The organism is Desulfurococcus sp. (assembly GCF_049970475.1).
Classification (GTDB): domain Archaea; phylum Thermoproteota; class Thermoprotei_A; order Sulfolobales; family Desulfurococcaceae; genus Desulfurococcus; species Desulfurococcus amylolyticus.
Genome location: NZ_JBMFMW010000024.1, coordinates 1 through 14,159, shown reverse-complemented (window position 1 = coordinate 14,159; position 14,159 = coordinate 1). Strand labels below are relative to the sequence as shown.

At 42.8% G+C, this 14,159-nt stretch carries 15 protein-coding genes and 1 pseudogene; 6 read left to right on the top strand and 10 right to left on the bottom strand.

Going from position 1 to position 14,159, the window contains the following annotated elements; genetic code table 11:
* The first annotated feature begins 435 nt into the window (after positions 1–435).
* On the top strand, positions 436–1,011 hold the full coding sequence (locus ACP5N5_RS02740) for a hypothetical protein (RefSeq protein ID WP_428132566.1): 576 nt from the start codon (positions 436–438) through the stop codon (positions 1,009–1,011).
* Positions 1,012–1,310: 299 nt separating this feature from the next.
* Here the strand turns inward: ACP5N5_RS02740 and ACP5N5_RS02735 are convergent, their stop codons facing one another.
* Genes ACP5N5_RS02735 through pstS form a run of 5 tightly spaced genes read right to left on the bottom strand, consistent with a single transcriptional unit; the run spans position 1,311 to position 5,538 of the window.
* The gene (locus tag ACP5N5_RS02735; RefSeq protein ID WP_012607734.1) at positions 1,311–1,919 is read right to left on the bottom strand and encodes a PhoU domain-containing protein; all 609 of its coding nucleotides are present in this window, start codon (positions 1,917–1,919) and stop codon (positions 1,311–1,313) included.
* On the bottom strand, positions 1,920–2,672 hold the full coding sequence (locus tag ACP5N5_RS02730; RefSeq protein WP_048058726.1) for a phosphate ABC transporter ATP-binding protein: 753 nt from the start codon (positions 2,670–2,672) through the stop codon (positions 1,920–1,922).
* Positions 2,672–3,520: a PstA family ABC transporter permease gene (locus tag ACP5N5_RS02725; protein WP_428132557.1), complete on the bottom strand. Its 849-nt coding sequence runs from the start codon at positions 3,518–3,520 to the stop codon at positions 2,672–2,674. Before ACP5N5_RS02725 ends, ACP5N5_RS02730 begins: the two co-directional genes overlap by 1 nt.
* Positions 3,513–4,421, bottom strand: coding sequence for a PstC family ABC transporter permease (locus ACP5N5_RS02720; RefSeq protein WP_276814088.1), 909 nt, complete (start codon positions 4,419–4,421; stop codon positions 3,513–3,515). The genes ACP5N5_RS02725 and ACP5N5_RS02720 overlap by 8 nt, the downstream gene beginning before the upstream one ends.
* Positions 4,414–5,538, bottom strand: a complete 1,125-nt coding sequence (pstS, locus tag ACP5N5_RS02715) for a phosphate ABC transporter substrate-binding protein PstS (protein WP_276814089.1) — start codon at positions 5,536–5,538, stop codon at positions 4,414–4,416. The genes ACP5N5_RS02720 and pstS overlap by 8 nt, the downstream gene beginning before the upstream one ends.
* A 131-nt stretch (positions 5,539–5,669) precedes the next feature.
* Between pstS and ACP5N5_RS02710 the strand changes: the two genes are divergently transcribed.
* On the top strand, positions 5,670–6,686 hold the full coding sequence (locus tag ACP5N5_RS02710; protein WP_428132549.1) for an AbrB/MazE/SpoVT family DNA-binding domain-containing protein: 1,017 nt from the start codon (positions 5,670–5,672) through the stop codon (positions 6,684–6,686).
* Here the strand turns inward: ACP5N5_RS02710 and feoB are convergent.
* The gene (gene feoB / locus ACP5N5_RS02705; protein WP_428132545.1) at positions 6,666–8,747 is read right to left on the bottom strand and encodes a ferrous iron transport protein B; all 2,082 of its coding nucleotides are present in this window, start codon (positions 8,745–8,747) and stop codon (positions 6,666–6,668) included. The two genes, ACP5N5_RS02710 and feoB, sit on opposite strands and share 21 nt — an antisense overlap.
* A gap of 1 nt (position 8,748) precedes the next feature.
* Positions 8,749–8,985: a FeoA family protein gene (locus tag ACP5N5_RS02700; protein ID WP_042666990.1), complete on the bottom strand. Its 237-nt coding sequence runs from the start codon at positions 8,983–8,985 to the stop codon at positions 8,749–8,751.
* A gap of 269 nt (positions 8,986–9,254) precedes the next feature.
* Between ACP5N5_RS02700 and ACP5N5_RS02695 the strand changes: the two genes are divergently transcribed.
* The gene (locus ACP5N5_RS02695) at positions 9,255–10,061 is read left to right on the top strand and encodes a hypothetical protein (RefSeq protein WP_428132541.1); all 807 of its coding nucleotides are present in this window, start codon (positions 9,255–9,257) and stop codon (positions 10,059–10,061) included.
* A gap of 17 nt (positions 10,062–10,078) precedes the next feature.
* Complete coding sequence (locus tag ACP5N5_RS02690; protein ID WP_042666993.1) at positions 10,079–10,807, top strand: ZIP family metal transporter; 729 nt, start codon at positions 10,079–10,081, stop codon at positions 10,805–10,807.
* A gap of 1 nt (position 10,808) precedes the next feature.
* Here ACP5N5_RS02690 and ACP5N5_RS02685 read toward each other — a convergent pair whose 3' ends face one another.
* Together ACP5N5_RS02685 and ACP5N5_RS02680 are read right to left on the bottom strand one after the other, a co-directional pair.
* A complete protein-coding gene (locus ACP5N5_RS02685; protein WP_428132534.1) occupies positions 10,809–11,081 on the bottom strand; it encodes a lipoate protein ligase C-terminal domain-containing protein in 273 nt (90 codons plus the stop codon).
* A gap of 6 nt (positions 11,082–11,087) precedes the next feature.
* The gene (locus ACP5N5_RS02680) at positions 11,088–11,864 is read right to left on the bottom strand and encodes a lipoate--protein ligase family protein (RefSeq protein WP_232216708.1); all 777 of its coding nucleotides are present in this window, start codon (positions 11,862–11,864) and stop codon (positions 11,088–11,090) included.
* A 68-nt stretch (positions 11,865–11,932) separates the two neighbouring features.
* On the opposite strand from ACP5N5_RS02680, the gene ACP5N5_RS02675 reads away from it, so the two are divergent.
* Both ACP5N5_RS02675 and ACP5N5_RS02670 read left to right on the top strand, forming a co-directional pair.
* The gene (locus ACP5N5_RS02675; protein WP_428132525.1) at positions 11,933–12,856 is read left to right on the top strand and encodes a radical SAM protein; all 924 of its coding nucleotides are present in this window, start codon (positions 11,933–11,935) and stop codon (positions 12,854–12,856) included.
* A complete protein-coding gene (locus tag ACP5N5_RS02670) occupies positions 12,853–13,710 on the top strand; it encodes a radical SAM protein (RefSeq protein ID WP_428132519.1) in 858 nt (285 codons plus the stop codon). Before ACP5N5_RS02675 ends, ACP5N5_RS02670 begins: the two co-directional genes overlap by 4 nt.
* Before the next feature lie 134 nt (positions 13,711–13,844).
* On the opposite strand, the pseudogene ACP5N5_RS02665 reads toward ACP5N5_RS02670, so the two are convergent.
* Positions 13,845–14,039: pseudogene (locus ACP5N5_RS02665) on the bottom strand (DUF167 domain-containing protein); the annotation flags it as partial.
* Between the last annotated feature and the right edge of the window lie 120 nt (positions 14,040–14,159).

Here is a 14,159-nt window from a genome sequence, read left to right as displayed (position 1 = left end):
CGGGGATTCTTGCAGGGTGGTTTGGGGCTTCATTCCAGGTTCTTGCCTGGTTCAGCCCCGCGCCCGGTCTTAGGCGCGCTACCCCTACCCAGCTTAACGCGGGGCTCAGGGCTATGGATGCTGAGTATCATTGCCCCCGGGAACACAGATATTCAATCCCACACACCCATCACACATTGCTTGAGAGTAGTTCCCGAGACTCAAAAACACGAAACCCATCACCAAAACAGTATACAAGGATACAGAGCCCACAAATCTTCATCCCCGCCTCAAAGAGGCTAGACTTTCAATTGTAAAGATCCTTGATGACCCTCAAGGTTTGAGTACTGAAGATGGAGAACGGTTTCGGTGACCCATATTATAGGGGGCGCCATCCCCAATAAAGATATGTTTAGGTAGTTCTGGGATCTATTCAAAGGATAAAGGGCGATATTGTTGACTCTATGCTACTTTGATATTGAGACAACCGGTAACAATCCATTCCTACATAAGATTATAACAATCCAGTATCAGTGTCTAAGCAAGCCGGATTTAACTCCAATTGGAGACCTTGAAATACTTAGGGAGTGGGTTAATGGAGAGGAGGGTATTATAAGGAATTTCCTAAGTTATAGCAGGTTATTAATAGAAACCTTTGAATTTATACCCATAGGCTTAAACATATTCTTCGACCTCATGTTTCTATACTACAGGACTAAGCTCCTAAACCCAGAGCTTGTTAAAATTACATTTGAGGAATTTATATATAACAAGCCATTCATAGACTTAAAGCCGATACTGGTAATAATGAACGATTTTGAGTATAAAGAGCTATCTAAACCAGTTAAAGACAGAGTGTACGAGAAAACAAAGATAACTGGTAGAGATATACCTAGTCTCTATGTTGAGAATAAATATGAAGAGATTGAAAACTACGTGAAAGCGGAAGCAGAAGAGGTAATCAAGCTGATAAGGGAAGTATATAGAGTACTAAATGGATTAAAGCCGGCTAGAGCCATGAAACCGGGGTAGTCCATTGATCTGGGAAACTTATTCTTTTACAGATACTGTTAACTAGGTTTCCCACGAGTTCCCTCTCCTGCCAGACCTTCTCTGCAGTGTTATCCATACAGCATGATAGTGCATTAATCGCATGGTAGAATTCTTGGTTAGTCATTAGCGGCTTATATTAATATATTTTAAGGCTAAGATGCTATAAGTCTATCTAGTACCCGCGAACCAGTTCAACGAGTGCTATCGACTGTAAAGCCCTGGAGGAGCTCGGTTGCCTGTTGATAAGGTATATGGTTTCAAGTGTTAAGAGTGGATTCCTATATATTCGTTGAAAGTGTTGAGACTCTTTCAGCGTGATCCACTATTCTCTCTATATGTCTTAAAACAAGTAATGCTATCGCATCAACGTTGTTGATTACTTTATTGGCTGATATCTTCTCTAACTGCTTAATATATAGTTTATCTGATTCCACGCCGAGCCTCCTCACCTCTTCAATACACCAAGTACAGTTCTCAAAGTATGCTTTGTAAGACTTCTCTACTGCTTCAACAGCTATTTTCAGCCCTGGCTCTACTAGATCCCTTAACTCCGGTGTTGATAGTCTAACGCCTTTCTTATCGGTTAGGAATATCTCTCTAGCATATCTACCGAACCGGTATATATCGTAGACCAGGTATAGTAGATTACTTGCCTCAACGAGTTCTAAGCCTAGCGGCTGGTTTCTAGCTATGAAGACTAGTATGTTATTTATTAACTCGATACGCGAGATAGATATCACTTCAATCTTTTCATTCAGCTCCTTCTCTAATACTTCTCTACTATCCTTATCTGAGTCAAGTAGCTTCATTAAGTCCCTGATTACTTCTAGTGCTTCGAGATATAGTTTTGCCACCTGGTTCCTCAACCTAAGTAGATCCGGGTTCACTTAGAACACCCTCTCGAGTAGTTTGATAGTTACCTCGTGTCTTGGATGTATGAATACATCGTTTACAGGTCCTTCTTCAACTATTCCTCCATTATATAACACATATACATAGTCCCCTATTCTCGCTGCTTGATGGGGCATGTGGGTCACTAGGATCATTGTTATATCGTTTTTCAACTCCTTTAAGCTTTCCTCGATTTTTAAGGTATTGACTGGATCTATGTTTGCTGTAGGCTCATCCAGTAAGAGTATGTTGGGGCGTAGGGCAAGAGCCCTGGCTATGCATAGTCTCTGCTTCTGTCCACCACTTAAACTAGTTGGTGGTTTCCAGAGCCTGTCTTTAACCTCATCCCATAGCATTACTTTTTCAAGGGACCATCTGACTAGTTTTTCAAGTTCCTCCCTGCTCCTGGCAACCTTATTCAGCCTGGCTGGTAGCGCTATATTCTCGAATATGCTTAAATTCGGAAAGGGGGTTGGCTCTTGTTGTACTAGTACTACATGCCTCCTCAGCTCATATGGATTCCACTCGTAGATATCCTTGCCCATGATGGTTATTTCACCGGATACCTCTGCTTCTGGATTCAGTTCTATTAACCTGTTAAACACCCTTAGCAGGGTTGACTTGCCTGAGCCGCTGGGCCCCATGATCACTGATATTGTGTTACATCTAATGGATATATTCACTTTATTCAATATTGTTTTACCACCGAGCCTAATAGTTAGATCCCTTGTCTCCACTATATGGGACACTATTTCCTCACCTCCTTCACAAACCACTCGATGAACAAGACGGGTACAAGGATCAATAGTAATAATAGGAGGCTCGCCCCCCAGGCAGCCATATGATAGTTATTGTAAGGGGATAACGCATAGTTAAAGATCAATAGTGAAACCGCGTTACCGGGTTGATCAATACCCTGGAAAACAGAATTTGTTAGAAAACCTATTGTGAATAAGAGAGGGGCTGTCTCACCAGCTGACCTTATGAAGGTCATTAAGATGCCTGAGGCGACCTGCCTCCTCGCTATTCCAAGGTACACGTATCTCAGCAATTGCACTCTTTTAAAACCTAGTGAGAAAGCTGCCTCCCTGTATTTCTCCTCAACGCTTCTAAACGCTGACGAGAGATAATAGTGTGCAGTGGGGAGAACGGCTATGAAGAGGGCTAGTGAACCAGCCAGTATACTCGGCCTCCCCATTCGTATAACCATGATGCTGTAGATGAACATGGAGATTATTATAGTGGGTATCCCGTTGAAAGCCCTAATCACTGTTTCAATGAACCCGCTTACCAACGAGTATGGGTATTCACGTGTAAACATCGAGGAGAAAACAGCTAGGGCAACGGCCATTGAGGTAGCTATCGTAGACGAGATAAGGGTTCCCACAACCGCTGGTGCGATGCCGCCTATATCGGTATCCATGGGTGTACCTGGAAGCCCTGTAATGAATGATAGGCCCTTCATAATTAATGGAGGGAGCCCGTTTAATACAGTGCTGTAGAGAAGCCAGAGAAGTGGGAGAACACCTAGCCCGCTTAAAAATATTATTATGAGGATCACTAATATATTGATGACCTTTCTTGCATCCCTAGCCATGGATTATACTCCTCCACCTATTGATCAGCATTATACCAATAGAGCTGGATACGAATGAGAGCATCATAACAATCAATACACCAGCGTATAGAATAGATGAGACGCCAGGATATAGGAAAGAGCTCTCAAACTGGCTTACAATCCATGCAGACATCGTTGTACCCGGGTTCAGCATGCAGGCAGATGCCATATATGCATTACCAATTGTTAAAGCAACAATAGTTGTCTCACCAAGTGCCCGGCTTAGGGAGAGCATTATAGCAGCTATTAACAGGGGCTTCAATATACCAGTTATTAATCTATAGACTTCAAACCTATAGAAGCCCAACGAGTATGCAGCCTCAATATACCTGGATGGAATAGATTTATACCCTTCTATAAGCAGTGACGATGCATATGGGATCATCGATAACCCTAAGACTATGCCGGCGGACAAAATATTTTGACCACTAAGCGGTTTACATGAGAATAAGGGTATATAGTCTAGGTAATCGTGGAGCTGTATATATATGGAACTATATAGAAACTGTGAGAGAATAAAGCCTCCCCACAAACCATAGACCACGGTTGGGAGAGCCCCCATTACCTCGATCAAGCGGTGAAAAATTCTCGAGGCCTTACCCGGCAGTAAGTCGCAGATAAAGAAGGTGAGGGATAATGATATGGGTGTAACTATAAGGATTGATACAAGGCCTGTTAAAAGAGTACCCAATAATGCAGGCAGCAACCCATACTTCTGGAGAACGGGGTTCCACCGTGCTTCAAGGAGAAGGCTTAACCCATGACTCATAAATGCTGGCAGGGATAGGGTGACAACATGTATGAGGATAAGTGTGAGAATAGAGAATGAGAGTAGGGATGGGATGAGGAGTAAGTAGAAGGTATACTCGCTCTTACCCATTATAGCTCCCCCTCGAGATAATTTCAAGTGCTTTGAGGCCTATCTCGATGACTTCATCGGGGAGCTGATAGTAGCCGGGGAGTAGTCTATCCTGCCCCTCTATTAGAATATATTCTATGAGCCTGCTTAATGCCTCAGTAACATATACATCTTTATAGTCACTGTAAATAAACATGTATGAGAATGATACAATAGGGTATGAGTCTGGACCGGGCGTGTTTAGTAACGCGTCAAGTACCATGCTAAAATCTTCCAGTGGACTACCCGGTAATTGATTCAGAACATGTTTTACAGCTGAGAGAACATTCTCCCTGGATGCTGTAACAAAATATCCTTCTTTATTCTCTAGTCTAGCTACTGGCATTCCAACATATAACGCGTAGCTGGCCTCAATATAGCCTATAGAGTAGGGAGTTGATGTTACAAGGTTTGCAACCCCCTCATTACCTTTCCCACCGAGGCCTCTGCCGGTTCTATCTACTGGCCACTCGATTGAAAAACCAACAAGCTCGTTCCCCCATATATCAGGTGCAGCCTTGTTGAGGTAAGCGGTGAAGACACGTGTTGTCCCACTAGAATCCGACCTGTGCACAGCCACTATTTCTTTATTGGGTAGTAGATCGGCGATCGCTGGATTGACCTCCTTAATTCTCTCATCGTTCCATCTAGTGATCTCACCCTTGTATATCAACGCGAGAATTCTACCAGTCAGGTTTAATTGTATATCGCGTGGTATTCCAGGTATATTGTAGGTGATAACTATAGCGCTTAACACTATGGGCAACTGGAGTACCCTGCCCCGGTATTCAAGATATGTCTCCCTATCCAATGGGGGGTCGCTAACCGCGAATACCACTGTCTTATTGAAGAACATTGCTCTACCGGCTCCACTACCAGTGGGAGAGTACTCGATAACTATGCCGGTTTTCTCGGTGAATTCTTTACTCCATTCAAGTATCTGGGGGGCTATAAGCGTTGAGCCGGCTCCATTTATAACAAGGGTTCCATGATATCCCTCTAACCGTGTATCGGGTGCTAGAACTATAAAGTATAATGCTATTGTGAGCGCGAGAACAGTCATAATAATCGCCATCGACTGCAGTAATGGCTCCTTCATAATATTCCCCTGATAATGATTACTATGTATCCAGGTTAAAGCACGGATATTATTACAGTTCTTACTGTAAGAAGCGTGTACAAACTATATTTACGGTATTTACTAATACGTATTTAGAAGAGTGAGCACTTATGTATAAGCGGAAACTCCAGAAGATGGGTGTTGCATCACTAGGTATATCTCTTCCAAAGAAGTGGCTGCACTACTATAATTTGAAGCAAGGGGATGAAGTAGAGGTGGAGATACTGCCGGATTACACACTACTGGTGAGGCCTTCATTCATTAAGGGTAATGTAGGCTATAATTGTCAGATTCTCAGATATGATGGTGAAGCAGTAAACGAATCCATTATGAGGCTTATCTCGCTCTATGTTAACGGTGTTGACTCCATTAAAGTCGTATGCGGAGATCAATGTGAAACATTCAAGGAGAGTATCTATAGGGTGCTCGAAAGAAACGTGATCGGGCTGGAAATCATCGAGGAGGGAAGAGACTATATCATGCTTGCATGTCTTGTTGACATATTATCCCTGCCCTTATCAGAGGTTCTGAGAAAAATGAGTATGCTGATACCGGCTTTACTAAGGGATTTAAAGAGGAACATGGAGACAAATACTCTCCTTGATATGGAGGAGAGAGATAGCTTAATAGATAAGCTATACCTATACGCAATCAGGCAGCTGAACATGGTATTGCATGGTAAGCTCCTACTGGATAAAACAGGTTTAAAATCAATGGGAGAGGCGGTTTCTATAGCCAACCTACTTAAGATACTTGAGAGGATGGGAGACCACATAGTGTTACTCCATAGATGGTATAATAATGCTAGAGGTAAAAAGGAGGTAGTCGACAACGTTGTTATACTACTAGACGAAGTTATACCGATAACGGAGAAGATACTCAACAGCTACCTAGCCATACTCGAGAACCAGAGTAAAATACCCTCGATCGAGAAAACACTGTCGGAGCTAAGAATAGTTGAGGAGAAAATAAAGTCGTCGACCCTTGATGCAGGCCCATTGATAAGCCTTACACGTATGATAGCGTATCTAAGGGATATTATCGAAGTAGTAACCGATATAGTTGTAAGCAGGAAATTAAGGGAGTCAGCATGCGAAGAGGGAAAGCTAGTGGAATCCTATAAATAATGAGGCTATATGATACAACATGGATGCAACGATATACGCTGTCGATGATGTAAGAAGCAATACTGAGAAAGCCAGCTTAATGCTCTTAGTTTCCTCATATACAGCTGAAACCGTTGCCAGGCATGGGATATAGAGTGTTGTGAAGACAGTTAGTGAAAGCAATTGTAAATCATTGAGGCCTAGGAGCCTCATGGCGCTACTCATGGTCTCACAGCCCGTGGCTACTAGGATTGTTGATACAACTAGTTCTTTAGCTATGAACCCTGTTATGATGGCCATAGAGATAATCCATGCACTTTCACCGGTTATCCCGAGAGGAATAGTAATGAATTGCATATTCTTTGAAACAACTGCTGCAATGCTTTCTCCAATGTTGTCGGTGTATGAGAGGGTTGGTGTGAAGGATGTTAACAGCCATATGATTATACTACCAGTAAATATTATTGATCCAGCCTTCTTCACGAAATGCTTTACTGTTGCAATAGTTTTCCAATACACTACCCTGGCTAGAGGTCTATGGTAAGCCGGAATCTCTATTAATAACTGGGGTTCTTTCTTATCCATACTGCTGAACCTGTAAAGCAGGTAGTTGACACTCATGAATACAATTATAGCTGTGATGTATGAGAGAGCGATGAGTAATCCCATGGAGAATCTTGTAGTAGCTGATGTGAATGCAAGGAGTATAACAAGCCTTGCCTGGCATGGTATAAATGAGAGTGTTAGTATCAGCCTCAACCGCTCCAGAGAGTTAGGGTTGGTTCTAGTACTTAGTATGGCCGGTACATTACACCCGAATCCAAGCATGAATGAGAAGAACGCATGCCCGCTTAATCCAAGCCTAGAGAGGAATGCATGAGAGGATACTGCTAGCCTTGACATTAATCCGCTGTCTTCAATTATTACCTGGATCAAAACCATGAGTAGGATTAATGGAAGAAACACTAGTATAGATGCGACGCCACCTAGAATTCCATCGGCTATGAAACCGTATAGAATAGGGTTGCTACTGGAGAGGGGTTGAATCAAGCTAGTTACAAATGTGAATGCTTTCTCAACTAGGCTGCTAAACGAGTATTCTTCCAGGAGTAATGCGATACTATCTAAGCCGAGTGCTGAAAAAATTATGTTTAACGGGAAACCTGTGTTTATGGTGAATACTAGTGTGAATACTAGTAGGTATATTCCTATGGAAATAATGGTTCCGAGGAGAGGTCTATAGAATATTGAAACCGTTGAGCCATGTTTTATCTTTACCTTGGCTATGTGTCTTGATGAGATCTCACTTATAAGCTTGAACCTGGCTTCCGTGATCTTTGCTGCGGGATCACCTAGTAGTCTATGGGCCTCTCTCACCGTATCCTCTATTCTACTCCACATGGCCGGCCCGATAACGGCTTTGACTTGCTCCTCAAGTATCTTATCTCCCTCGATTAACCTGATACTGATCCACCTGGATGGGAGATCAATCGGTAGCCCGGCCTCCAATAATACATCCTCGATAGAGTCTATGTACTCATTTAATCCATTATAATCGATCCTCAAGGGTTCTCTACGGCCCTTTCTACCCTCTGCAACATCAATTATTGCTTTAAGTAAGTCCTCTATCTCCATGTCCGAGGCTATTGATACTGGAACTACAGGTATCCCTAGCTCTTTCTCTATCCCTCTGTAATCTATATGTATGCCCTTACTGTGTGTGAGGTCGGTTTTCGAGAAAACAAGGACTACCCTACCGGTTAACTCCAGCACCTGAATGAGAATACTCATAGTTCTCTCTGGAATAGTTGAATCAGCTACAACTATTATGACGTCCGGTTTCTCAGCTAATATGGCTTCCCTTGCAACAATCTCCTCCTGCGTTAATGTTGAGAAGCCATAGATCCCGGGGAGATCGTAGAGTATGAGCTGGTAGCTTCCATACGTGATCTCGCCTTTATGCACTACGACTGTCTTCCCGGGCCAGTTACCTACCTCGACATGGGATTTAGTCACTAGGTTGAAGAGGGATGATTTCCCGACGTTGGGTTGCCCTATAAACACTACCTTGACCGTCTTCACTTCATGATCCCCCACTATACTCCACAATTATTCTCCTAGCTATCCCTCTCCCCACGGCTATCTCTGAGTCGCCTACCCTAAGCACTATGGGGCCTCTTCCGTCATTATATACTACTTCTACTTCTACCCCTGGAAATACCCCGAGCTGGTACATTCTGTAAACCCAGCCTCCCCGATGTAATATATTAATGATCCTGGCCCTAGACCCTGGCTTAACGTTGTCCAGTGTTGTAGTCATGTTCGATACCTGTTAGGTCATCCTAACACTCTATTATAAACATGATTGTATTAGGTGAATAAAAATTTTTCGGTGATCAGAACACATAGCTAATTATATGGCCGTTCCCTTATTTCACTCAACGAATCTAATGCTTACACTATATGAGGAACTCCCAACGGCCTATAAGCCGGAATTACAGCTAGATTAAAGGTTATGAGATATATTAGTAGTCAGGATCTAGTATAAATTAAAGCAATCTCATGATCAACATAATATGGTGGATATCCTTGATTGAATCCATAAATATCCGGGAACTTGTAGCATGTATTAGAATCAATGCATGTGAATCGGAAGGATATGTGGAAGCCTTGTCAAGAACCCTTATACGAGATGAGGATCCTGGGCCACTATCTACTATTCTGAATGCTTTGTGTACGGTGAAACAGATGGTGGATAGGGATGGATTCAACGAGTTCTTCAGTAAAGTAGTGGGAAAACTAGAGGTAGATAAGTTATTGGAGAGTATAGGGGGCTTAGTGAAGTCTAGGTTGCAACATGGTATCAATGAGTTGGAGTGCAGTATATCGATCCTAGATACATTGAGCGAGATAGGGTTAGCCGATAAGGTGTACAGGGTTATTGATGAGTTGCTCTCGAAGTTAATAAAGGTTGGGAACCTGGGTGGACAGTATGTGAGACTCCTTGAATACATTATAGATGGCCCCTTTGAAAACATGCCACCACTCGAATCAGCGTTTTTCATGGAGAGACTCATTGAAATGAATGGTGACATATGGCTTGCAGTAAAGATAAGGACTATTAGGGAGGCTAGCATAGTCAAAAACCCCGGGTTCATGGCTGAATACAGGTACTTATATGCACTAGTGAACCTAGTCGATAACGTGTTAACCACTTTACTTGAATCAAAGCCTATGGAGGCACATAAATATTATAGTGATTTAAACACCGCTTACACGCATATATGGAAGAATTGTATTGTTAATCAACCAAGGAACACCTGCATCAAACTACTTGAGGGAATAAGTGGAAAACTAGCTACACTAGCTGAATTAACACAGGGATTCAGTAAGTAGTCTTAGAGGGTATTAGAGTGATTGGTGATGTATTACTAGTAAATACGCTCGTAATTTTTGCTTTATCAATAGTGGGCATTATTCCAGTTCTAGTAGGGTTTAGATTCACCGATAGTGGCATAGACGCTACCCTCGGTTTCTCCGGTGGTGTCATGCTAACAGTCTCATTCAACATGATCTATGAGACCGGTGGGGGTATTTTACAACCCCTCTTCTTTGGGGTTGGGTTCACAGTTATGTGGATTCTTGAAGCCATAGTACCTCACGAACATATGATTAAGGGATATGAGGGGCCAGTCTTTTTCAGGCAAAAACTTAAAATGGCCTGGCTCATCGCGTTCTCCATGATACTCCATAATATACCAGAGGGGCTGACTGTTGGTTCATCAACAATTATTGATCAAGCACTCGGGTTTTCCACTACTATAGCCATAGGATTACAGGATATTGTGGAAGGATTTATGGCTGGACTACCCTATATAATAATGGGTAGAAGGATGTCTGCCCTACTATTATCACTTCTCGCCGCCTCTGCAGAAGCAGGTGCAGCCCTGGCTTCAGGCTACATAGGGACTTTATACAAGGGTTTAGACACTATCCTAGCTGGTGTCAGTAGTGGTGCAATGGTTTTTATTGTAGTCCATGAAGTAATCCCTGAAACCCATAGGGAGCATTTCTCGGAATCAACCATAGGAGTTCTTCTTGGTGTGGTGACTGCGTTGTTATTGGAGTATTACTTAGGCTGATTCACTTACACAGTGCCCTCCACATGTTTACTACTTCATTCTTTAAGGTTTCCCAGTCGACACCAATGAATAATATGTTTTCAACGGTTTTGAAAGCGTTATCAATGCACTCAAGGTTTCTGCAGTTTTTCAAGGATTCTTCTAGTTTCTCTATGTTCTCCTCGGGGTAGGCGAAGAAATCACCAGAGAACATGATCATCCTTATTGCGCATTCTTCAACCTCGATGTCTATGCTTACTGTTTTCTCCCCTCTAAGTACTCTTGTCAGCCTCATATGGTATCACCTCTTAAATACCCACTCCCTGCTCTTATACTTAAGGGATAGTTCCTCGGTAAGCCTCAACTCGTTTTCACTGTATTCATCTATGTATATCTCGGCGTTTAATGCCTTCGAGAACCCTTTTAACAATGCCTCGGCAACCTCCTCTTTGCTGACCCTCCTAGATAATGCTTCTTGAAGCGTGATGACTCTTTCTCTAATGCTTTTCACTCCCTTAGAAACCAGTTTAACTGGGGGAGCTTTCAACACCTTCGACACGGTGTCCAGGTCTGTTGCATACATTAGTGTTCCATGTTGTAGCAGGTATCCTTTTCTCCTTGCCTGGGCGCTGCCCGATATCTTTCTTCCATTAACCACGATATCGTTGATGGGCATGAATGATGCTTCAACCCCGAATAGCTTTAATGCCTCGATTAATCCCTTGCATATTACTTCATAGCTTTCACGTACATCGCTGAAGACTCCTCTAGCGGGTGTTACAATACTATATGTTACTTCACCGTTTCTATCATGGTATACCGAGCCCCCACCACTGATCCTCCTCGTTACATCTATCCCGTGTAATGACGCATAATCCATATCCACCGATTCCTCTATTTTCTGGAAATACCCTATGGTTACAGCCGAGGGGTCGAAGACGTAGAGCCTCAGCGTATCAGGTATCTCTTCCCGCATCCTAAGATTAAGCAATGCCTCATCCATTCCCATATTGAAAAATGCCGATCCGCCATCTAGATCGATTATTACTCTAAGCCTCATGGCAGCTATCCCGGGCATTACTTTGTAACATGGTTATCGGTATTTATAGTGTTATTTTAATTTTAAATTTAAGGTGTGAAATAGTAATGTTGGTCAGGGCATCAATAGGTACGCTTGCAAAGCTCGGGTTAGCAGATATAAAGATTATTGATGAACCTAGAACAGCATACTTTCTTCAATACTCTGAAAACGGATGCCTCGGTAAATGCAGGTTCTGCAATCAGTCGAGAAGCTCGAGAGCTGGTAAAGACTGGCTTGGCAAGGTGACTTGGCCACCCGTGGAGTTAGCCACTGTATTGGATTCATGGCGGGACGTCTTCGACCGCGTGTGCTTCCAGACAATTATTAAGCAGGGATTTATCGAGGAAGCCCGTGTCTTTATACGTGAAATAACCCGAGTAAGCAATCTCCCTGTATCACTGGCTATAACACCTGTCTCCAAGAGTATTCTAAGGGAATTCAAGGAGCTAGGTGTAGATAAGCTTGGAGTAGGCCTTGACACCGTTACAGAGGAATTGTTTACTAAATGGGGGAAACCCTACACGTGGAGGATCTACTGGAGGTTCATTGAGGAAGCCGTCGACGTATTTGGAGAGGGGAATGTTTATGTACACATCATCGTAGGTCTGGGCGAGAGCCTCAGAGAAGCCCTTGAAACTATTATAAAAATATACTCGAAGGGGGCTCGGGTCGCGTTATTCAACTACTTTGACTCAAGTAACATGAAGAGTATTGATAAAAGATACTATAGGATAATCCAGTTAGCAGTAGAGCTCATTGAAAACGGGGAAGACCCATTAGAGTACATTGATCTAGACTCCATGAGGTTTAAACAACAGCCAGGAATAGACGTCTATGAGGCATTATATACAAGGGGATGTCCCGGTTGTAATAGGCCGTTTTACACGGACCTACCCAGAGTAATATATAACTTCCCCTCACGTAAAATCCTTGAAAAACACAGAAATGAAATAATGAGAGAGTTGGAGAGCATAGGTGTTAAGGCTTGAAGTATTTCATGCATTTAAGAAAATTTACAACTGTATCTATAACGGGTCCAGCCTGCATGTTAAACTGTAGGTTTTGTAGGGGCCGCTACCTTAAAAACATGGTTGACCTAAGTAAAGGCGATCCAGGGAAAACACTTAGAGAATTATTTGAGTCAGGAGTTAGAGGTATATTGGTAAGCGGGGGATTCACCAGAGAAGGACGTTTACCAATCGAGGGATACGTTGACTATTTGAGGGATGGTAAAAGGAAATATGGCTTCATCTATAATGCTCACCTAGGGCTACAGAAGAACATTGAGCTCCTCAATTCACTCAAGAGACTAATAGATGTAATAGACTTCGAGTTCACGCTTAGCAATTACATAATAAAATACATTAGAGGGCTGAATCTCAGTGGCGACAGTTACATTGAAACCCTAAATAAAATGATTGAGGCCGGGTTACACGTTGTCCCACATATATATCTCTGGCATCCAGGTTTCACGATAGATATATTCACCAGGGAAATCAAAGTTATTGAGGAGTATGGATTAAGGGAGATCACGCTACTAGTATACATACCTGAATCAAGGAATATTGCTCTACCTAGTACGGACACGCTGATAAATAACTTACGCTATGCGAGGAAAGTATTCGGTGGGAAAATATATCTTGGATGTATGAGGCCCCACCCAGTTAAAAATAATCTGGATAAAGTTGCCGTTGAAGAGGAATTGGTTGAAAGAATCGCGAACCCGGTGCACAAGTTAATAAGCGATAAATCTGAATTATATGATGCCTGCTGCTCGCTACCGGAACACCTTTTAAGCGGCTTTAAATTAGAACTGGATCAACGGGGACAATCATTATATTGATATCTGTAGAGCTATATGAATCCTTACAAAATCATCTCCGTAAACCTCTAGAGCCGGTGGGCAGTGGATAATCTGACAATGATCTTGCCCATAGTGGAAAAATACTACAGTAATCCAAGAGACGAGGTGAAAATCTACTTCCCCTCGCCCGGCCAAGCGAGGATCCTCGACAGGAGTGTAATCAGCCTCTCTTCGTTGATATCCATTAAGAGGACCCGCTTATACCTCTCCCTGGTTCCGTACACGATGTCTATTTTCGAGACGGGTATGTTCAGGTTCTTGCTGAGGTACCTGACCAGGGCCGCGTTTTCCCGCCCTCTACCCTCGGGCTCGACTGTCTGTAAACGATGTTTGGTTTAATGCAGTAAAGTCCTTTGTGGAGATAATAGATTCCCACCCCTATTGGGTTAAAGCATTCCTCAATGATTATCCCAATGTAGGACCTTATA